This is a genomic window from Actinosynnema pretiosum (assembly GCF_024171695.1).
Taxonomy (GTDB): Bacteria; Actinomycetota; Actinomycetes; order Mycobacteriales; family Pseudonocardiaceae; genus Actinosynnema; species Actinosynnema pretiosum.
On record NZ_JAMTCF010000021.1, the window covers coordinates 129,130 to 149,170 of the forward strand.

General features: G+C 72.8%; 15 protein-coding genes. 4 read left to right on the forward strand and 11 right to left on the reverse strand.

Going from position 1 to position 20,041, the window contains the following annotated elements; translation table 11 throughout:
• The first annotated feature begins 185 nt into the window (after positions 1-185).
• Complete coding sequence (locus tag LV78_RS33680) at positions 186-677, forward strand: ANTAR domain-containing protein (protein ID WP_253850028.1); 492 nt, start codon at positions 186-188, stop codon at positions 675-677.
• Here LV78_RS33680 and treZ read toward each other — a convergent pair.
• The 6 genes from treZ to LV78_RS33710 form a co-directional block, all read right to left on the reverse strand.
• On the reverse strand, positions 626-2,488 hold the full coding sequence (gene treZ, locus LV78_RS33685) for a malto-oligosyltrehalose trehalohydrolase (protein ID WP_253850029.1): 1,863 nt from the start codon (positions 2,486-2,488) through the stop codon (positions 626-628). The two genes, LV78_RS33680 and treZ, sit on opposite strands and share 52 nt — an antisense overlap.
• The gene (gene treY / locus LV78_RS33690; protein WP_253850030.1) at positions 2,485-4,713 is read right to left on the reverse strand and encodes a malto-oligosyltrehalose synthase; all 2,229 of its coding nucleotides are present in this window, start codon (positions 4,711-4,713) and stop codon (positions 2,485-2,487) included. The genes treZ and treY overlap by 4 nt, the downstream gene beginning before the upstream one ends.
• Positions 4,710-6,836 (reverse strand): glycogen debranching protein GlgX, encoded by a 2,127-nt coding sequence (gene glgX, locus LV78_RS33695; protein WP_253850031.1) that lies wholly within the window; start codon positions 6,834-6,836, stop codon positions 4,710-4,712. The genes treY and glgX overlap by 4 nt, the downstream gene beginning before the upstream one ends.
• A gap of 160 nt (positions 6,837-6,996) precedes the next feature.
• Positions 6,997-7,335, reverse strand: a complete 339-nt coding sequence (locus tag LV78_RS33700) for a hypothetical protein (protein ID WP_253850032.1) — start codon at positions 7,333-7,335, stop codon at positions 6,997-6,999.
• A gap of 103 nt (positions 7,336-7,438) precedes the next feature.
• Complete coding sequence (malQ, locus tag LV78_RS33705; RefSeq protein WP_253850062.1) at positions 7,439-9,301, reverse strand: 4-alpha-glucanotransferase; 1,863 nt, start codon at positions 9,299-9,301, stop codon at positions 7,439-7,441.
• A gap of 347 nt (positions 9,302-9,648) precedes the next feature.
• Complete coding sequence (locus LV78_RS33710) at positions 9,649-10,623, reverse strand: LacI family DNA-binding transcriptional regulator (protein WP_253850033.1); 975 nt, start codon at positions 10,621-10,623, stop codon at positions 9,649-9,651.
• A gap of 112 nt (positions 10,624-10,735) precedes the next feature.
• On the opposite strand from LV78_RS33710, the gene LV78_RS33715 reads away from it, so the two are divergent.
• Positions 10,736-11,188: a peroxiredoxin gene (locus LV78_RS33715; protein ID WP_253850034.1), complete on the forward strand. Its 453-nt coding sequence runs from the start codon at positions 10,736-10,738 to the stop codon at positions 11,186-11,188.
• Between the two features lie 3 nt (positions 11,189-11,191).
• Here LV78_RS33715 and LV78_RS33720 read toward each other — a convergent pair whose 3' ends face one another.
• From LV78_RS33720 to shbA, 5 genes are all read right to left on the reverse strand, one after another.
• Positions 11,192-12,121, reverse strand: a complete 930-nt coding sequence (locus LV78_RS33720; RefSeq protein WP_253850035.1) for an LLM class F420-dependent oxidoreductase — start codon at positions 12,119-12,121, stop codon at positions 11,192-11,194.
• 537 nt (positions 12,122-12,658) lie between these two features.
• Positions 12,659-13,528: a M23 family metallopeptidase gene (locus tag LV78_RS33725; RefSeq protein WP_253850036.1), complete on the reverse strand. Its 870-nt coding sequence runs from the start codon at positions 13,526-13,528 to the stop codon at positions 12,659-12,661.
• Positions 13,529-14,116: 588 nt separating this feature from the next.
• Complete coding sequence (locus LV78_RS33730; protein WP_253850037.1) at positions 14,117-16,231, reverse strand: transglycosylase domain-containing protein; 2,115 nt, start codon at positions 16,229-16,231, stop codon at positions 14,117-14,119.
• A gap of 514 nt (positions 16,232-16,745) precedes the next feature.
• On the reverse strand, positions 16,746-17,783 hold the full coding sequence (locus LV78_RS33735; RefSeq protein ID WP_253850038.1) for a carbohydrate kinase family protein: 1,038 nt from the start codon (positions 17,781-17,783) through the stop codon (positions 16,746-16,748).
• 18 nt (positions 17,784-17,801) lie between these two features.
• Positions 17,802-18,524, reverse strand: a complete 723-nt coding sequence (shbA, locus tag LV78_RS33740; protein ID WP_253850039.1) for an RNA polymerase sigma factor ShbA — start codon at positions 18,522-18,524, stop codon at positions 17,802-17,804.
• A 457-nt stretch (positions 18,525-18,981) separates the two neighbouring features.
• Here shbA and LV78_RS33745 point away from each other — a divergent pair, with 457 nt between their 5' ends.
• Together LV78_RS33745 and LV78_RS33750 are read left to right on the forward strand one after the other, a co-directional pair.
• Positions 18,982-19,800 carry an alpha/beta fold hydrolase gene (locus tag LV78_RS33745; protein WP_301307830.1) on the forward strand — a complete coding sequence of 273 codons (819 nt, stop codon included), beginning with the start codon at positions 18,982-18,984 and terminating at the stop codon, positions 19,798-19,800.
• Positions 19,801-19,851: 51 nt separating this feature from the next.
• Positions 19,852-20,037, forward strand: coding sequence for a helix-turn-helix domain-containing protein (locus LV78_RS33750; protein WP_041837014.1), 186 nt, complete (start codon positions 19,852-19,854; stop codon positions 20,035-20,037).
• The last annotated feature ends 4 nt before the right edge of the window (positions 20,038-20,041 follow it).

Consider the following 20,041-nt stretch of genomic DNA (forward strand, 5'->3'; position numbering starts at 1 on the left):
CTACGGTGATCGTCCTACGCGGTTGAAAAGCCAGCCGCAAGCCACCGGGTGTCCAAACCAGGGCGCCTGGGTCAGCGAGGGAACTCGTGCTGTGGGCTTGCCGGAGCTGGCTCGTCGACGCGCGTCCGTCCCCTCGCACCGCTGGCAGGCGCTGACCAGTTCCGACGTGCGAGAGGAGCCCGACCGTGGTCGGGGACATGGGCCAGGACGATTCGCTGACCGCGCGGATCGCCAGCCTCGAAGCCGAGGTGAGGGGATTGCGCAACGCGGTGCAGACGCGCACCGTGATCGGGCAGGCGACCGGACTCATCGCGGCGGTGCAGGGGTGCACCCCGCAACAGGGGTTCCAGCTGCTGGTCCGCATGTCGCAGCACCACAACGTCAAGCTGCACACCATCGCCGTGAAGCTGATAGACCTCGCGGCCGAGCTGGGACCGCACCGCGCGGTGCGCGCGGTCCAGGTGTCCGAGGAGCAGACCGGCGTGCCGACCCCCGTCGACTGGCCGGGGGCTGACGTGGTGCAGGCCGCCCGGCAGCTCGTGGCCGCCTACGACGCGGCTACCGCGTCGAGCGGCCACGAGCCCGAGGCGCGAAGACAGCTGACCGACCAGGTGAACCTCGCCGGTCAGCTCCTCGCCGAGCGGCTCACCGAGGTCGGCTGGCTCCCTGGGAGCTGAACGACCGCGAACGTCTCCGCGGGCAGGCTGAGCACCTGCCCCGCGACCTTCGCCTCACCGGAGGCGAGCAGGACGGCGACGGGCGCGACGCCGAGGTCGACCTCGGCGTCGCGGGCCCCGGAGCCCGCCGCGTCGGAACCGGTGAGGGCGCCGTCGGCGCCGCCCGCCGCGCCAGCCCCGACAGCCGCACCGGTGACGGCGCCGACCGCGCCCTCACCGGGGTGAACGCCTCCGGCGGGCGTGAGGTTGCACAGCAGCCGCAGATCGCCCCGGTGCAGCACCAGCACCGACCCGCGCTGCTCGACGCGGAACCGGTCCAGCCTCGGGTCGGCCAGGTCCGGGTGCTCGCGCCGCAGCCGGATCAGCGCCCGGTGCAGTTCGAGGACCCGCGCGTGCTCGGGCCGCCCGACCTCGGCCCAGTCCAGCTTGGACGCCTCGACGGTGGCCGGGTCGACCGGGTCGGGCACGTCCGACTCGCCCCAGCCGTGCCTGGCGAACTCGCGCCGCCGCCCGGTCCGGACCGCCTCGGCCAGCTGCGGGTCGGGGAACGAGGCGAAGAACCGCCACGGCGTGCGGGCGCCCCACTCCTCCCCCATGAACAGCATCGGCGTGTACGGGGAGCACAGGACGATGGCCGCCCCGATCGCGAGCCGCTCCGGCGACACGGTCGCGGTCAGCCGGTCGCCGGTGGCCCGGTTCCCGATCTGGTCGTGGTTCTGCAGGTAGGCCAGGAACCGGTAGCCGGGCAGCCGGTCGCGGTCCACCGGCCTGCCGTGCGCGCGGCCCCGGAACGACGACCACGTGCCGTCGTGCAGGAACACCCGCTCCAGCGTGGTCGCCAGCTTCCCCTCGAAGTCCGGGTAGTAGCCGAACGTCTCGCCCGACAGGGCGACGTGCAGCGCGTGGTGCAGGTCGTCGGCCCACTGGGCGTGCAACCCGTAGCCGCCGCCCTCGCGCGCGGTCACCAGCCGGGCGTCGTTGAGGTCGGACTCGGCGATGAGGGTGAGCGGGCGGCGCAGCGCGGCGGACAGCGCGTCGACCTCCCGCGCGAGCTGCTCCAGCAGGTGCGTGGCGGACCGGTCGAGCAGGGCGTGCACGGCGTCGAGCCGCAGCCCGTCGACGTGGAAGTCCCGCAGCCAGCCGAGCGCGTTGTCGACGACGTAGCGCCGCACCTCGTCCGCGCCGGACCCGTCCAGGTTGAGGCCGGGCCCCCACTCGTTGCTGCCCGCGAAGTACGGCCCGAACCGGTCGAGGTAGGCGCCGGACGGCCCGAGGTGGTTGTAGACGACGTCCAGCAGCACGGCCAGGCCGCGCGCGTGGCAGGCGTCCACGAACCGCTTGAACCCGTCCGGCCCGCCGTAGGGCTCGTGCACCGCGCCCCACAGCACGCCGTCGTAGCCCCAGCCGGACGGCCCGTCGAACGAGTTGACCGGCAGCACCTCGACGTGGGTGACGCCCAGGTCGGCGAGGTGGTCCAGCCGCTCGACCGCGGAGTCGAAGGTGCCGCCGGGGGTGAACGTGCCGACGTGCAGCTCGTAGACCACCGCGCCGGGCAGCGCGCGCCCGGTCCAGCCGTCGTCGGTCCAGGTGAACGCGTCGTGGTCGTAGACGCGGGACGGGCCGTGCACCCCGTCCGGCTGGCGCAGCGAGCGCGGGTCGGGCAGCGCGTCGCCGTCGAGCACGAACGCGTAGTCGGTCCCGGTGGCGTCGCTGTGCCACCAGCCGCCGCCGACGGGGGTCATGTCGTGGTCCTGGCCGTCGACCCGGACGACGACGCCGTCCCGGTCGGGGGCCCACACCGTGAAGGTCACCGGTCTCCTCGCACGAGCAGGGCGACGGGGTAGCGGTCGAGCAGGTCGGCCAGCGCGGGCGCTGCGTTGGCGTCCCCTGGACCGGTGACCGCGCGGCCGGTGAGCACGTCGGTCCACTCGCCGGGCGGCAGCGGCAGCACGGTGCTCCCCCAGCCACCGGCGCGGGCCAGGCCCACCGGGAGCCGGGTCGCGACGGTGATCAGCCCGGTGCGCTCGAACGCGAGCGCGTGCGCCGAGGCGGGTCCGGCGGCGGGCACCGGCCGGTAGCCCCGGAACAGCTCGGGCCGCTGCCTGCGCAGCCGCAGCGCGCGCGAGGTGACCAGCAGCTTCGCCGCGCCGGAGTCGTCGACCTCGGGCAGCCACCCGGCGTCGACGCGCTCCAGCAGGGCGCGCCGGGGCGCGTAGTCCACCGGCCGCCGGTTGTCCGGGTCGACCAGGGACAGGTCCCACAGCTCGGTGCCCTGGTACACGTCGGGCACGCCCGGCGCGGTGAGCTGCACGAGCTTCTGCCCGAGCGCGTTGGACCAGCCGGCGTCCACGATGCCGTCGACGAACGCGGCGACCTCGCCCGCCGTCTCGGAGCCCAGCACGGCGGCGGGCCAGGCGTCGACGGCGGCCTCGAACTCCTCGTCGTGGTCGACCCAGGTGGTGCGGACCTTGGACTCCTTGGCCGCCTTCTCCAGGTAGGCGCGCATCCGGTCGGCGCTGACCGGCCACGCGCCGACCAGCGACTGCCAGGCCAGGGAGTTCAGGCTCGGCTCGTCGATGGGGTGCGCGGCGCTCCACCGGCGGACGGCGGCGGCGAACTCGTCCGGCACCTCGGCGAGCACGGCGAGCCGGGCCCGCACGTCCTCGGAGCGCTTGGTGTCGTGCGTGGACAGCGCCGTCATGGTGTCCGGGGAGCCGGACTCGCGGGCGGCGGCCCTGCGGTGGAACTCCTCCGGGGTGACGCCGAACCGGTCGGGGGCGCCGCCGACCTCGTTGAGGGCGACGAACCGGGTGAACCGGTAGAACGCGGTGTCCTCGGTGCCCTTGGCGACGACCATGCCGGAGGTCTGCTGGAGCCGGGTGGCCAGCTCGCCGGTCGGGTCGGCGCGCACGGCCGCGTCGAGCGCCTCGGCGGCCGGTCCCCCGGCGCGGCGCACGGCGGTGGCCCAGTCCTGCTCGCCCTCGGGCAGGTAGGAGCGGTACACCGGGAACGCGGCCATGACGGCGGCGACGGCCTCGCGGGCCTGCTCGACGTCCACGCCCTCGGGGAGGGAGGGTTCGAGCAGCGCGGCGATCCGGCGCACCTCGGCGCGCAGGATCGTGGACGCGACCAGCGCGCGGCACTCGTGCTCGACGGCGGCGAAGTCGGTGGGCACGCCCAGCTCGACCGCGAGGTCGGTGAACGGCCCCTCCCCCGCCGGGTCGACGAACAGCCCGCACACCTCGCGCAGCGCGTCGTAGCCGGTGGTGCCCGCGACGGGCCAGCTGACCGGCAGCGACTCGTCGGGGCCGAGGATCTTCTCCACGACGACCCACGCGCCGCTGCGCGCGGCCAGGTCGCGGGCGTACCCGCCGGGGTCGGCGAGGCCGTCCGGGTGGTCGACGCGCAGGCCGGTGACGTCGCCCTCGGCGACCCAGCGCAGCACCTCGCCGTGGGTGGCGTCGAACACCTCGGGGTCCTCGACGCGGACGGCGGCGAGCGTGGTGATGTCGAAGAACCGGCGGTAGTTCAGCTCGGCGTTGCCGCGCCGCCAGAACGCGAGCCGGTAGTGCTCGTGCTCCTCCTCCGAGTCCTCGTCACCGGCGAAGGGCAGCAGCAGCGAGCCGTCGGACCAGTCGATGTCGAAGTAGCGGGCGTACCGGGAGCCCCGGCCGTTCTCCATGACGTCGGTCCACCACGCGTTGACCGGGGTGGAGTCGACGGCCATGTGGTTGGGCACGATGTCGACCACGAACCCGAGGCCCGCGCCGCGCACGGCCTTGGCCAGCGACGCCCTGCCCTGCTCGCCGCCGAAGTCGGCGCGGGCGCGGGTGGGGTCGGTGACGTCGTAGCCGTGCGTGGAGCCGGGGACGGCCTCCAGCAGCGGGGACGCGTAGAGCGCGCCCGCGCCGAGCGCGTCGAGGTAGTCGAGCGCGGCCTCGGCGTGGGCGAAGGTGAAGTCCGGGGTGAACTGGAGCCGGTAGGTGGAGCTGGGGGGAGCCGGACGGCTCCCCCCAGCGCGCTCGGACGTGCTCACTCGGCCCCCGTCCGCTGGAGCACGACGACCGAGCGCGCGGTGGCGGTGACGCTGCCGCCCGCCGGGATCGTGGGCTCGTCCTGCGGGAACGCGGCGATCTCCCCGGTCGCGGTGTCGACGACGACCGCCCACTGCGGGCCGTAGCCCTCGTCCGGGAGGGTGATCCCGATGTCCTCGTGGTGGGCGTTGAACACCACCAGGAACGAGTCGTCCTCGACCTTCATGCCGCGCTGGTCCAGGTCAGGGATGCCCTTGCCGTTGAGGAAGACGGTGACGCAGCGGCCGAACCCGTCCTCCCAGTTCTGCTCGGTCATCTCCTCGCCCGCCGGGGTGAACCACGCGATGTCGCGCAGCTCCTCGCCCTTGCGGATGGGCCTGCCCTGGAAGAAGCGCCTGCGCCGGAACACCGGGTGCTTCTTGCGGAAGGCGGTCAGGCCCGCGGTGAAGTCGAACAGCGGCTGGTTCTTCTCCAGCAGCGTCCAGTCGACCCAGGACAGCTCGTTGTCCTGGCAGTAGGCGTTGTTGTTGCCCTGCTGGGTGCGGCCGAGCTCGTCGCCGTGCAGCAGCATCGGCACGCCCTGGGACAGCAGCAGCGTGGCCAGCAGGTTGCGCCGCTGGCGCTCGCGCAGCGCGTTGACCTCGGGGTCGTCGGTGGGGCCCTCGACGCCGCAGTTCCACGACCGGTTGTCGTCCGCGCCGTCGCGGCCGTCCTCGCCGTTGGCCAGGTTGTGCTTCTCGTTGTACGAGACCAGGTCGGTGAGGGTGTAGCCGTCGTGCGCGGTCACGAAGTTGATCGACGCGTACGGCCTGCGCCCGTCCTCCTTGTACAGGTCGGAGGAGCCGGTGAAGCGGGAGGCGAACTCGCCGAGGGTGGCGGGCTCGCCGCGCCAGAAGTCGCGGGCGGTGTCGCGGTACTTGCCGTTCCACTCGGTCCACAGCGGCGGGAAGTTGCCCACCTGGTAGCCGCCGGGACCGACGTCCCACGGCTCGGCGATGAGCTTGACCTGGCTGACCACCGGGTCCTGCTGCACCAGGTCGAAGAACGTCGACAGCCGGTCCACGTCGTAGAACTCGCGGGCCAGGGTGGCGGCGAGGTCGAAGCGGAAGCCGTCGACGTGCATCTCGGTCACCCAGTAGCGCAACGAGTCCATGATCAGCTGCAGGGTGTGCGGGCTGCGCACGTTCATGGAGTTGCCGGTGCCGGTGTAGTCCATGTAGTACTTCGGCTCGTCCTCGACCAGGCGGTAGTAGGCCTGGTTGTCGATGCCGCGCATGGACAGGGTCGGCCCGAGGTGGTTGCCCTCGGCGGTGTGGTTGTAGACCACGTCGAGGATGACCTCGATGCCCGCCTCGTGCAGCGCCCTGACCATGCCCTTGAACTCCTGGACCTGGCCCGCGTCGTGCCCGAGCGCGGAGTAGCCGTCGTGCGGGGCGAAGAACCCGATCGTGTTGTAGCCCCAGTAGTTGCGCAGGCCCTTCTCGACCAGGCCGTGGTCGGTGACGAACTGGTGCACCGGCATCAGCTCGATGGCGTTGACGCCGAGCGCCTTCAGGTGGTCGATGACCACCGGGTGGGCAAGGCCCGCGTAGGTGCCGCGCAGCCGCTCGGGGACCTCCGGGTGCCGCATGGTCAGGCCCCGGACGTGCGCCTCGTAGATGACGGTCTCGTTGTAGGGGATCTTCGGCGGGCGGTCGTTGGCCCAGTCGAAGAACGGGTTGACCACGACCGACAGCGGCACGTGGCCCGCCGAGTCCTGGTCGTTGCGGGCGTCGGGGTCGCCGAAGGGGTAGCCGAACAGCGACTCGTGCCACTTCACCTCGCCGTCGATGGCCTTGGCGTAGGGGTCGATGAGGAGCTTGTTCGGGTTGCAGCGCAAACCCTGCTCGGGCTGGTGCGGGCCGTGCACGCGGTAGCCGTAGCGCTGGCCGGGTCCGATGCCGAGCAGGTAGCCGTGGTGGACGAAGCCGTCGACCTCGGGGAGCCTGACGCGCTCCTCGTTGCCGTCGTCGTCGAACAGGCACAGCTCGACCCACTCGCCTGCCTCGGAGAACAGGGTGAAGTTGGTGCCGACGCCGTCGTACGTGGCGCCGAGCGGGTAGGGCGTTCCAGGCCAGGGCCGCAACGGTGCTCCTAGAGGTGCATGTCCCAGTCGGGGGTCGTGGAGCCGGGTCGTCCCGATGCGGTGCACCACCGGGTCGGTCTGCGGGGACGGCCGGGCGGTCAGTGCTTCGGCGGCCGGGCGGTGGCGGCCCCGCGCTGGGCCGCTGCCGCCGGTGCCGGGATCAGGCTCTGCCGGTGTGGGCGCGCACCAGCTGGCCCCTGCTCGCGACGAGCAGCAGCCTGGCCTCCTGGAACTCCTGGTAGCGCAGGTGCTCGCAGGCGGCCTCGACGCAGGCGCGTGCCTGGCGCAGGGCGTCGTTGGTGGACTCGTCGGGCAGGTCGAGCGCGTCGCGCAGCACGCGCTCGGCGCGCCGCGAGCCCTCGGCCGGGTCGCCCAGCGAGCTGGGGCGGACCGAGGCGAGGACCTTCTCCACCGCCAGCTCCAGCTCGTCCGCCGGGTTCGCGGCGAGCTGCTGGGGGATGACCGCTGTTGCTGTGGGCGTGACCAGATCGGTGTTCACGGGGTCGTGCCACCTCCAACCGTGTCGGGGTGATGACGGGTCGAACGGTACTCCGCAAGCGTGCTGCCTGCGGTTTCGTGCGTGTTTCCCACCCTGGGGCGGGTCACCGGTCACGTCCCGCGCGCAACGCGGCGGCGATGGCGCGCACGCGCGGGTCGGTCAGGAAGGCGTCCAGCCCGCCGGGGAGCGGGATGCGCCAGTTCGGGTACTGGTCGACGGTTCCGGGCAGGTTCGGCTGGCGGGTCTCGCCCACCGCGTCCTGCGGGGAGGTCAGCACGAGCACCGAAGGCGCCTCGGCGAGCAGCGCGTGGAACGACACGAGCAGGTCGTCACCGAGTACCCCTTCCTGCCGCAGCAGCTCGACCAACTGGTCTCGTTCAGCCTCGGCGGCCTCGAATTCCCCCTTCGGGTCGGCTTCAAACAACCCGAGTTCGGCCCTGATCCGCACGTGCTCGGCGCGCAGGAAACCGGCGAGCGTGGGCAGGTCGTGGGTGGACAGGCTCGCCATCGTGGAGGGGGTCCACGCCTTGGGCGGGATGAGCGGGTGGCCGGGCTGGTCGTAGTCGCGCTGGAACCACAGGACGGCGGAGCTGAGGGCGCCGCGCTCGTGCAGCTCCTCGGTGACCCGGTCCTCGACGGTGCCCAGGTCCTCGCCGACGACGACGGCGCCCGCGCGGTGCGCCTCCAGGGTGAGGACGGCGAGCATGGCGTCGGCGTCGTAGTGGACGTACGTGCCGCGCTTGGCGGGCTCGCCCGGCGGGATCCACCACAGCCGCCACAGCCCGGCGACGTGGTCGACGCGGATGCCGTCGGCGTGCCGCAGGACGCCGCGCAGCACGGCGCGGAACGGCTCGTAGCCCTGCTCGGCGAGCCGGTCGGGGCGCCACGGCGGCAGGTTCCAGTCCTGGCCGAGCTGGTTGAAGGCGTCCGGCGGGGCGCCGACCCGCACGCCCGCGGCGAAGGCGTCGCGCAGCGCCCAGGTGTCGGCGCCGCCGGGGTGCACGCCGACCGGGAGGTCGTGGACGATGCCGACGGGCATGGCGGACGCGGCGGCGCGGGCGTCGGCGAGCTGGCGCTCGCACAGGGTCTGGAGCCAGGCGTGGAAGGCGACGCGCTCGGGGTCGGCGGTGGCGGTGGCCGGGTCGCGCTGGTCGTCGGGCCAGTTCCGCCAGTCGGGGCCGTGCCGCTCGGCGATGGCGCAGAACCGGGCGAAGTCGAGCAGGTCGCGGTCCTCGGGCAGGTCGTGCTCGCGGTCGGTCCAGAGCAGTTCGAGCGCGGCCTTCTTCGCGGCCCAGACGGCGTCGTAGTCGATCAGGTCGGCGTGCTCGGGGCGCAGGTCCTGGACCGCGCGCCTGACCTCGGCCGGGGCGCGGTGGAACTCCTCCAGGTCGGTGACGCGCAGGTACAGCGGGTTGGCGAACCGGCGGCTGCTCGGCGAGTAGGGCGATCGCTCGACCGGGTGAGTGGGGCTGATGGCCTGCACCGGGTTGACCAGCAGGACGCCCGCGCCCAGCTCGGCGGCCGAGCGGCGGGCGGTGGTGGCGAGGTCGCCGTAGTCGCCCATGCCCCAGGACTGGTCGGAGCGCATCGCGTAGAGCTGGAGCATCCAGCCCCAGGCCCTGGGGACCGGGGGGAGCGTCGCGGGGGCGACGACGACGGTGCGGGCGCCGAGGCGGTGGTAGCCGAGCGGCAGGACCGCCGGGAGCGGCGCGGAGCCGCCGTCCTCCAGCGCGACCGTCCCGTCGCCCTCCAGGAGCTCGCCCTCGCGCAGGACGATCGTGGCGGGCGGCGGCTTCGGGGTCGCGAGCGCGGCTCGGACGGCCTCCGGGGTGGAGGCGTCGACGCCGAGCTCGGCCAGCACGGCCACGACCACGTCGGCGTCCACCTCGACGCGGGTGTCGCCCGCGTCCTCGTACCAGGTGGCGACTCCGTGCGCACGGGCCAGCGCGGCCAGGTCCTCGTCCACGCTGGACAGCTTCGTCCGGTGCGGGTGCCGGAAGCCAGGCAGGTCAGGCGGGGTCACCCGATGGTTGCAGGAAGCCGCACTACCGGATGGCCCGGTCGAGTGGCTGGGAGCGGTGCCGGCCTGCGGACCGGGGTCGGGCGGGGTGGTTTTCCCGTGCGGGGGCTCGCCTTGGAGCTGGGGGGTGGTGCTGGTCGGCTGGTTCGCGGAGTCGGCCACGGTGGGGGAATGCCCTGGGCCGGGGTGGTCGAACCCGCAGGCGCAGTGCGGGTTTCGGGGGGTGGGGGGCGGTGGTGGGGGGCAGTGCGGAACCGGGGAAAAGACCACAAGCACTGGGGCGCAGCTGGGAGCTAGGGTGCGGCGGTTGGGGGGTTTGCGCTGCTGCGCAGCGCAGGCCCGCTCGACCCCCGCACCACGAGCTGCGCCGAGGGCGGCGCGATGGCTTCCGCGTGCGGGTGGACGTCGTGCCCGCGCAGGGCGGTCAGCAGCGCGGCCGTGGCGTGCTCGCCGCGCTCGCGCCACGCGCCCTCGACGGCGGTGATGCCCACCGCCCGCGCCAGTTCCGCGCCCTCCAGGCTGACCACCGACACGTCCGAGGGAACCTCGCGCCCGTCGCGGCGCAACCGCAGGAACACCCCGAGCGCCACCTCGCCGCTGGAGCTGATCACCGCCGTGGGCAGGGTGCCGCCGTCGAGCAGCGCGTCGACCACCTGCTCGCCGCCCGCGACCGTGGGCGAGGACCACACGGTCCACTCGGGACGCACCACCAGCCCCTCGGCGGCGAGCACCTCGTCCAGCGACTCGTCCACGTCCTCGGCGAGCACCAGCGCCACCTCGCGGTGGCCGTGGCCGATGAGGTGCCTGGCCGCCAGCGCGACCGCCTCGCCGAGGTCGCCGTCCTCGACCAGGACGACCGGCACGCCCGCGCCGTCCAGCGCGGCCCGCTCGGCCTCGGTGGGCCTTATGGCCAGCGCGAGGACCCCGTCGACCCGGCGGCCGGTGGGCACCTGCTCGAAGAAGCGGGCGCGCGCGGCGGCGTCGTTGAGCACGTACAGCAGCACGTCGTACCCGGCCTCGCGCAGGGCGGCCTCCGCGCCCGCGAGCAGGTCGCCGCGCCCGACGTCGGCGGTGAGCACCGCGACCGCGTAGCGGCGCCCGCCCGCGAGGCTGGAGGCGTCGCGGGCGATCGCGTAGCGCATCCGCTTGGCCACCTCGGCGACGTGCTCGCGCGTGGCCTCCGACACCCCCGGCTCGCCGCGCAGCGCGCGCGACACCGTGGCCGCGGAGACCCCGGCGGCCTTCGCCACGTCGGACATGCTGGTCATCCACACCTCCAGGCTTCACCCGAGGGTATCGAGAACCTCCCGACGACCCGCCGCCGCGCGGCCCTGGGACGATCATGGTGAGCCACCCCACCCCCTTCGAGGAGGACCCCCGATGAAGCCAGGCGACGTGGTCACCGACTTCACGCTGCCCGACCAGGACGGCGAACCGCGCACCCTGTCCGCGCTGCTGGAAGGCGGCCCGGTGGTGCTGTTCTTCTACCCGTCGGCGATGACGAGCGGGTGCACGGCGGAGAGCTGCCACTTCCGCGACCTGGCCGCCGAGTTCCGGGAGGCGGGCGCGCAGCGGGTGGGGATCAGCACGGACTCGGTGGCGCGGCAGAAGCAGTTCGCGGACATCAACAGCTTCGACTACCCGCTGCTGTCCGACGCGGACGGCGCGGTGGCCGAGGCGTTCGGCGTGAAGCGGCGCTTCGGCCCGCTGCCGGTGAAGCGGCACACGTTCGTGATCGGGACGGACCTGACGGTGCTGGAGGTGATCAAGTCGGAGTTCGCGATGAACGCGCACGCCGACAAGGCGCTGGCGGTGCTGCGGGAGCGGGGCTGACGGTCAGCCGACGCCGGGGGCCAGCCGCCGCACGAGGTCGAGCTGGTCCTCGCCCGTGGGCAGGAGCCCGATGACCGGGGTGTCGACGCCGTTGTCGGCGTACTGCCGGATCTTGTCGCGGCACTGCTCGGGGCTGCCGTGCACGACGAGCGCGTCGACCACCTCGTCGGGCACGAGCGCGTTGGCCTCCTTGCGCCTGCCCGCCGCCCAGGCCTCGCGCATGGGCGCGAGCGCCGCGCCGCGCCCGAGCCAGTCGTGGAAGGCGGCGTAGGCGGGGACGGTGAGGTAGGCGCAGATGAGGGAGCGGCCGAGGGCGCGGGCGGCGTCGGCGTCCTCGGTGGGGCAGACGAAGACGCGGGCGGCGAGCTCCTTGTCGGGGCCGAGCGCTTCGCGGACGCGCGGGACGTCGGTGGCGGCGAGCCAGTTGGTGATGGCCCCGTCGGCCTCTCGCGCGGCGAGGCGCAGCATCCCCGGCCGCAGCGCCGCGAGCATGATCGGCACGTGGTGCGCGGGCGCTTTCTCGAGCCGGAAGCCGCTGACGCTGAAGGTCGGGTAGTCGCGGGTGACCTTCTCCCCCGCGAGCGCGGAGCGGAGGAACCGCAGGGTGTCGCGGGTGCGGGCGAAGGGCTCGGTGAACTGCTGCCCGTTCCACCGGGAGACGATGGCGGGCGAGGACGACCCGATCCCGAGCACGAACCGGCCGAGGGAGACCTCGGCGAGCGTGGCGGCCGACATGGCGAGCAGAGCCGGGCCTCGGGTGTAGACGGGGGCGATGGCGGTGCCGAGGCGGGCGTCGGGCGACCACTGGGCGGCGAGGGCGAGCGGGGTGAACGCGTCGGCGCCGGAGGTCTCGGCGGACCAGATGTCGGTGTAGCCGAGGGCGGTGAGCTCGGAGACCAGGGCTTGGTGGTCGAGGAGCGGGACACCGGTCAACGGCAGCGTGATACCCCAACGACCCACGGTGGCCTCCCAGAGCTCCAGGTGAACGCACCGTACCGCAGGGTACCGACTGGTCGGTATGCCGAATGGGGGTACGGGGGCGGCTTTAAGCGTGCAGGACCAAGCGCCGGACCTGAGACTCCGCCGAACCGAATAAAAAGGGCTCCTTGGACGGATAAAGTCGCTGTTCAACAAGCGTCTTCCCCGCACACGCGGGGGTGGTCCCCCGTCCTTGGTGTCGGGGTCGCAGTGGACGACGTCTTCCCCGCATACGCGGGGGTGGTCCGGTGACGTCCGTCCCCGCGACCGCCGTACCGGCGTCTTCCCCGCACAGGCGAGGGTGGTCCGATCTCAGTGCGCGACCAGCCCTCGGCGGGCAGGTCCTCCCCGTATACGCGGGGGTGGTCCGCTCATCCAGCCGCAACCCGCGCACAGGCCCTCGGTGGACAACTCCCCCACCCGACGTGTTTAGCGTCCCCGATCAGGGGCATCCAAGAGGTGCGCAGGCCCGCCAGGAGACAGCCCCCCAACTCAAAGCGCGATCCCGCGCTGCGCCAGCCAGCCCACCGGGTCGATCTTCTGCCCGCCGTTGACCCACACCTCGAAGTGCAGGTGCGGCCCCGTCGACTGGCCCCGGTTGCCCATCGTCGCGATCTGCTGCCCCGCCGACACCCTGGTGCCCGCGTAAGCCACGATCGTGTCCACGTGGCCGTACACCGTCACCGTGCCGTCGTCGTGCTGCACGCGCACCCACAGGCCGAACCCGGACGCCGAGCCCGCCTCGATCACCGTGCCGTCCATCGCTGACACGATCGGGGTGCCGATCGAGTTCGCGATGTCGATGCCGTAGTGCGTCGTGCCCCACCTGGCGCCGAAGCCGGACGTGAACGAACCCTGCGCGGGCTTCACGACCTTCGGGCGCTTCGCGGCCTCCTCGGCCTCCTTGCGCGCCTTCTCGGCCGCCTCGGCCTCCTGCTGCTTGCGCAGCTCGTCCTGCTTCACCGCGTAGTCCGCGCTCGCCCGCTGCACCACGCGGTCGATCTGCTGGAGCGCCACCATGCCCTCGCCGCGCACGAGCTTCGCGGACTCCAGGCCGGGGTTCACGTCGTGCACGGTCAGCACCGCGCCCGACGCCTGCGCGGGAGCCTCCTCACCGGGCACGAGCAGCGCGCCCGCCAGGTCACCGCCCGCCGCGAGCGGGATGGCGCTGGTGCCGACCGCGTTGAAGAAGCCCGAGCCGGTCGCGATGGCGCCCGCCACCACGGCTGCGGCGGTGACCCTGCCACGCAGCGGGGACCTCTCGTCCTCCGCGCGGTGCGAGCCGCGACGACCGGGCGCCGACGCCTTCTTCGGCGGAGCCGTGAAAGCGGTGCGTCCGGGGGCGTGCGTGTGGCGGGCCAACGTTCCTCCAGGCATTTCGGGGGGCTCGGTCCAGGACACCCGGCCGGGGGACCGGGTGGAGGTGCCTTCGGGGAGCACCTCCGTTGCCTGCTAGAGACCGAACCGTGACATGCGGCGGAGAACGTAACCCGACGTCACGAAAGTGGGCAACCCATTCGTGGCGAACTGCGGAGATTTAGTGAGATACCCCACCGCCAATTACGCTCCGTGTTCAAAGACGGGTCGGGGCCGATAAGTCGCCGTTATCAACGCAGGTCAACCCGGTGTCACCCGAACCGGTTCAGAGATCACCACCGCCGATCACCCGGACCGGCCACCGAGTCGCCGTGAACCGGAATCGCCGCCTTGACCAGCCGGTACGCCCCGAACCCCCGCGACCGGGAACAACCCCCGAAACCGGTGTTTACCCCCGAACACGTGACGAAGCGTGGTTGCGCCGAACAGCGGAACCACCCACCCGCCACCCCGTTCCGCGCACCGGAAAAGCAGTGGTCCCCGTCCCGCAGGAGCGGGACGGGGACCACGGTCACCACGGGCGACCAGCCGATCACCCCACGTCCACCGGGAGACCCCGGCGGGCGGTGGGCGCTACCGGAACTTGGTCGCCGGGGGCAGCGGAACGGCGGGCAGCCCCTCGTGGATCTTGTTCATCGCGTTGAACCACGTCGGGGCCGCGACCTCACCACCGGTGAGACCGGTCCGCCCCTGACCGCACAGCCGGACCGGGTTGCCGCAGAGGACCTGCGGCGACGCGCCGTCGGTGAAGGTCAGGACGGCGCCCGCGTACTGCATCGTGGCGCCCATGAAGCCCACCGACCAGTAGTTCTCGGTGGTGCCGGTCTTGCCGATGGTCGGCCGGTTCCAGCCCGCCCTGGACGCCGCGCCCGCCGCGGTGCCGCCCGCGGTGGTGTCGTGGCTCATGCCCTGCGCCAGCGCCGCCGCCAGCTCCGGGGCCACGGCCTGCTCGCAGGCCGCCTCCTGGAGCTGGACCGGGTTGCCGTTGCGGTCGAGGACCTGCTCGATCGGGGTCGGCGGGCACCAGGTGCCCTCGCTCACGATCGTCGCCGACACGTTCGCCAGCTCCAGCACGCTCGTCGGCCCTGCGCCGAGGGTGAACGACCCCATGTTGCCCTGCTTCACGGCGTCACCCTGCGACGGACCGTTGGACTTGTCCTCCTTGAGCGGGTCACCCGCCAAGGTGACGCCCTGCATCCCCTCACGCAGACCCAGCCGGTAGGCCATGTCCACGACGTTGTTCAGCCCCGCCTGCTCCTCCAGGATGATGAACCCGGTGTTGGGCGAGGTGGCCAGCGCCTTGGTGAGGGTCATGCTGGTGTCGGCGCCGTCGGAGTAGTTCTTGACCGTGTAGCCCTTGTTGCCGTCCCGGTAGACCCGCGACGTGTAGGTGTTCGGAACCGGGACCTGCCGGTCGATGCCGGTCTTGCCCTGCTCCATCGCCGCGGCGGCGGTGAACACCTTGTAGATCGAGCCCGCGCCGAACCTCGTCACCTCGGCGGGCAGCGAGTACGCGCTCTGCCCGGCGTCGGCGTTGTTGCCGAAGTCGCGGTTGGCGGCCAGCGCGCGGACGCGGTGCTTGTCCTTGCCCGGCTCCACCACGGCCATCGCGTTGGCGACACCGGGGGTGGTCTTGGAGACCTGGCCCTCGGCGGCCTCCTTGACGGCCTGCGTGGCCTTCGCGTCCATCGTCGACTTGATGGTGAGGCCGCCCCTGCGCAGGTCGTCCTCGGTCAGGCCGTGCTCCAGCAGGTAGTCGATCAGGTACCGGCAGAACGAGCCGTAGATCGGCCCGTCGCCCGCGCCGACGCACCCCATGGGCAGCAGCTTGAGGTCCTCGACCACGCCGATGGGCGCGGCCTTGTACTCCTCGGTCAGCTGGTCGGCCCGCGCGGTGTCCTCGCCGAACGCGCCGTTGTTGCGCATGTAGTCGATGACCGTGTTGCGCCGCTCCATGGCGGCGTCCGCGCCGGCCTCCGGGTTCAGCGCGCTCGGCCGGTTGACCAGGCCCGCCAGCAGGGCGGCCTGCGGGACGGTCAGCTTGTCGGCCGTGGTGTTGAAGTACGTCTGCGCCGCGGCGCCGACGCCGTAGGTGCCGTTGCCGAACGGCACGACGTTCAGGTATGCGGTGAGGATCTCCTCCTTCGTCATCTTCTGCTCGAGCTGCATGGCGATGCGCGCTTCGCTCAGCTTGCGCGCCATCGTGGCAGCCGTCGCCTTCTCGTACGCCTCATCGGAGCCCTTGCCCACCACGAACGCGAGGTAGTTCTTCACGTACTGCTGGGTGAGCGTGGACGCGCCCTGGGAGGTCTCACCCTCGACGCCCGCCTTGGCGGCGGCGCGCATGATGCCCTGCCAGTCGACGCCCTGGTGCTCGAAGAACCTGCGGTCCTCGATCGCGATGATCGCGGCCTTCATCGTGTCGGCGATGTCCTCGAACGCCACCGGGATGCGGTACTGGTCGTACAGGTAGGCGATGGGCTGCCCATCCTTGTCCTGGATGGTGGTGACCAGAGGCAGCTCGGCCTTGGTCAGCTCGCCAGAGGTCTGGTCGACGGTGTCGGCGGCGCGGTTGGAGGCCAACCCCAGACCACCGACGACGGGGAAGAGCACGGCGGCGACGAGAACCCCCGCCGTGAGGCACAACCCCACCATCTTGAGCAGACCTGTCGCACGTGCGGCGAACACTGAACCAGCAACCCCTTCCAGACCCGCGGGGAAACGACGCCCCTCCACAGATAAGTCGCGCGGGACCCGAACCCGGTTGCCTGGACAGGCGAGAAAATTCCGGGTTGGCCGTGCGCGACCTGCCCCGCAAGTTACTCCTGCCCGGTTGTGAACGAGGTGAAACACCAGGCAGGCAGGGCAGTGGTGAGGCAGGCGACAGCGCGGGCAGTCGGACACCGGGGCCGGAAACGAAGGATCTTCACTTAATGGGCGCGGGGGGCGTCGGGGACGGCCACGCGCGGGACGGTGGGGGACGGCCGCGCTCAGGACGGCGAGGACGGCCGCGCAATGCTCACCGCGCCACCCGACCGCCCCCGCCCGGCTGTCCCCTGCCCGACCGCTCCGCCCGGCCGCTCCTGCCCGACCGCCCCGCCAGGCCAGCCCCGCCCGACTACTCGGGCCTGCCCGCCTGCCCGCCTGCTCGGGCACTCGGGCTTACTTGTGCCCACTCCGGCCCACTTGTGCTCACTCGGGCCTACTTGGGCGCCAGCCGGATCGTCGCGCTGGCCCGCCGCACCTCGTCCCCGCCGTGCTGCGGCAGCACGTCCTCCAGGAACCCGTACTCGCTCAGCTCCCGCTCGTCGCGCGCCCGCCGCCGCACCGTCCGCCACCACATCGCGATGTCCGCCCACCCCGGCGCCGACAGCGACCCGCCGAAGTGCTGCGTGGACAGCGCCGCGCACAGGTTCGCGAACCGCACCCGCTGCGCGAGCGGCCAGCCCTCCAGCGTGCCCAGCACGAACCCGGCCCCGAACACGTCCCCGGCCCCGGTCGGGTCCAGCGCCGCCACGCTCAGCCCCGGCACGTCCGCCCGCTCCCCGGTGGCCGAGTCGACCGCGACCGCTCCCCCGCCGCCCCTGGTCACCACGACCACCGGCACCAGCTCGGCCAGCCGCTCGGCGGCCAGCTCCGGCGTGGACGAGCGGGTGTAGCTCATCGCCTCGACCGAGTTCGGCAGGAACGCGTCGTACCCGTCGAGCCTGGTCAGCAGGTCGGGCGCCCACGCCTCGGTGCGGTCCCAGCCGATGTCGGCGAACAGCAGCGCCCCGCCCTCCTTGGCCTTGCGCACCCACGCCTCGTCCTCGGCCTGCAGGTGCACGAAGCACGCGCGGGTCGACGGCGGCGGGTCGAGCAGCTCGTCGGCGGTGACGGGCGGCTGGTGGCCGTGGGTGACCATGCTCCGGTCGTGGTCCATCGCCATGGAGACGGTGACCGGGGTGTGCCAGCCGTAGAACCGGCGGCAGTGCCCCAGGTCCACCTTCTCCTGCTCGGCCAGCACCTCCCAGCAGAAGTCGGCGTAGACGTCCTCGCCGAACGCCGCCGACAGCCCGGTGCGCAGCTCCAGCCTGCGCAGGGCCACGGCCAGGTTGGCGATGCCTCCGGGACAGGAGCCCAGCCCGTCCGCCCACACCTCGGTGCCCGGCGCGGGCGGGCGGGGCAGGCCGGTGAAGATGATGTCCAGGAACACCGTCCCGGACAGCAGCACGTCGAAGGACGGCGCCTCGTCGCTCATGCGCACACGATGCCGGCCCTAGGAAGCGGAGCGGTCCACCCGGTCGACCGCGGCGGCCATTTCCCGCATCCTGGTCAGCGCCCGGTGCTGGGCCACGCGGACCGCGCCGGGCGTGGAGCCGACGGCGGCGGCGGTCTCCTCGGCGGTGAGGCCGACCGCGACCCGCAGCACCAGGATCTCCCGCTGCCTGGTGGGCAGCTTGCCGAGCATCCGGGTGATCTGGCCGATCAGCTCCCCGTTGACCGCGCGCTGCTCCGGCCCGTCCTCCAGCGCCGGGGTGTCCGGCAGCTCGGGCACGACCTCGGCGCGGCTGCGCACGGCCCGCCTGCGCGCGTCGGCGACCTTGTGCGCGGCGATGCCGTAGACGAACGCCAGGAACGACGTCGGCTCGTAGCGGTAGCGCCCCAGCGCCGCAACGACGGCCAGGCACACCTCCTGCGCGATGTCCTCGGCCGAGACGAGGGTGCGCTCGCGCATCCCCACCCTGGCCCGGCAGTAGCGCAGCACGAGCGGCTGCACCCGCGTCAGCAGCTGGTCGATCGCGCGCGGCCTGCCCGCCAGCGCGTGGTCGACCAGCTCCCCCAGTTCGGCCTCGGCGAGCCAGGCGGTCGTCAGCACGTCGGGCTCGGGCCCGCTCTCGACCAGCCTGATCCGCCCCTCCCCCGCCACGGCGCCGTCGCGGCCGACCGTCTCGATCCCCTCGATCTCGAAGTCAGCTCGCACGACTGCGTGGTGCCCCATCCGGCGACCTCCTCACGCTCGCGTCCACCCCGACCGGATGCCACCGGCTACTCATAGGAGCGTCGAGCCGGGGCGCTGATACCTGATCGGGCCAAGCTGACCACGGGATTCGAGCTCGCAGAGGCAAGAGCACCCGGTTGAGGGAGCACGTGCACCGTTCGGCCCAGCGGAGCTGACGGCTAGCGCACCAGGACGAGTTGTCGCAGGTCCAGACAGCCCACCCGGTGGCCTGATCGGCCCCGAACCGGGGAGAACTCCCCGTTGTGTCGGAGCGTGATGACGAGTGCGGCGACCGGGTCCCTGCCGAGACGCGCCGGTCCCGCGACGCCCACCCCGACACCCGCCACCGGTGTTCGCCACCGGCGATCACCGCCGTGATCGCGGGCACCCGCCATCCCAGGCCAGGATGGAGGCGGAAGACCAACGGATGGGACCTGGAGCACCAGTGATCGAGCAGATGAGCGTGCGCACGGAGCAGGGCGTGTTCGACGCGATCGCCGCCGGACCGGAGGACGGCCGCCCGGTGCTGCTGCTGCACGGCTTCCCGCAGGCGGCCCTGTGCTGGGAGCACCAGGTCGCGGTGCTGGGCCGCGAGGGCTACCGGGCGGTCGCGTTCGACCAGCGCGGCTACTCCCCCGGCGCCCGACCGGAGCAGGCGGCCGCGTACGGGATGGAGTCGCTGGTGGGCGACGTGCTCGCGGTGGCCGACGAGCTGGGCTGGCCCGCGTTCGACCTGGTCGGGCACGACTGGGGCGGCGCGGTGGCCTGGTGGGCGGCTGCCGACCACCCCGAGCGGCTGCGCTCGCTGACCGTCGTGTCCACCCCGCACCCGGCCGCGCTCGGCGAGGCGATGCGCACCGACGAGGAGCAGCACCAGCGGTCCGGGTACATGGCGCAGCTGCGCGCGTCGGGCGCGGAGAAGCAGCTCCTCGCGAACGACGCGGAGGCGCTGCGGCGGATCTTCGACTGGCGGGTGCCGCCGGGCCGGGTGGACGAGTACGTGTCGCGGCTGAAGGAGCCGGGGGCGCTCACGGCGGCGCTCAACTGGTACCGGGCCGGGCGCCCCGACGGCCGGATCGGGAAGGTGACGGTGCCCACGTTGTACGTGTGGACGACCGAGGACGTGGCCTTCGGCTCCACGGCCGCGCTGGCCACGGGCGACTGGGTGACCGGCCCTTACACCTTCCGGATGCTGGAGGACGTGTCGCACTGGGCGCCCGAGGAGGCCCCCGAGGCGGTCACCGCCCTGCTGCTGGCCAACCTGTCGATTTCATGATTTTCGACTTGTCGTTGAACCGTTACCGGGTCGTGGCACGTCTGCCTCAATATGACGGAGTTGACCTACTCGGAGCGTCGGGTTGCGACCCTCGCCGCGTGTGGACACAGCAACCGGGCCATCGCCATGCGGCTGCACATCACCGTGAGCACGGTAGAGCAGCACTTGACGAGGGTGTACCGGAAGCTGTCCGTGGCGAGCAGAACCGAGCTGAAGGGGCACAGCGCCCTGGTGTGACCCC

Coding starts and splice junctions, on each gene's coding strand:
- LV78_RS33745 (WP_301307830.1), top strand. CDS start 18,982: ATGAGCGTGCGCACGGAGCAGGGCGTGTTCGACGCGATCGCCGCCGGA.
- LV78_RS33735 (WP_253850038.1), bottom strand. CDS start 17,783: ATGAGCGACGAGGCGCCGTCCTTCGACGTGCTGCTGTCCGGGACGGTG.
- shbA (WP_253850039.1), bottom strand. CDS start 18,524: ATGGGGCACCACGCAGTCGTGCGAGCTGACTTCGAGATCGAGGGGATC.
- LV78_RS33710 (WP_253850033.1), bottom strand. CDS start 10,623: ATGACCAGCATGTCCGACGTGGCGAAGGCCGCCGGGGTCTCCGCGGCC.
- LV78_RS33750 (WP_041837014.1), top strand. CDS start 19,852: ATGACGGAGTTGACCTACTCGGAGCGTCGGGTTGCGACCCTCGCCGCG.
- LV78_RS33715 (WP_253850034.1), top strand. CDS start 10,736: ATGAAGCCAGGCGACGTGGTCACCGACTTCACGCTGCCCGACCAGGAC.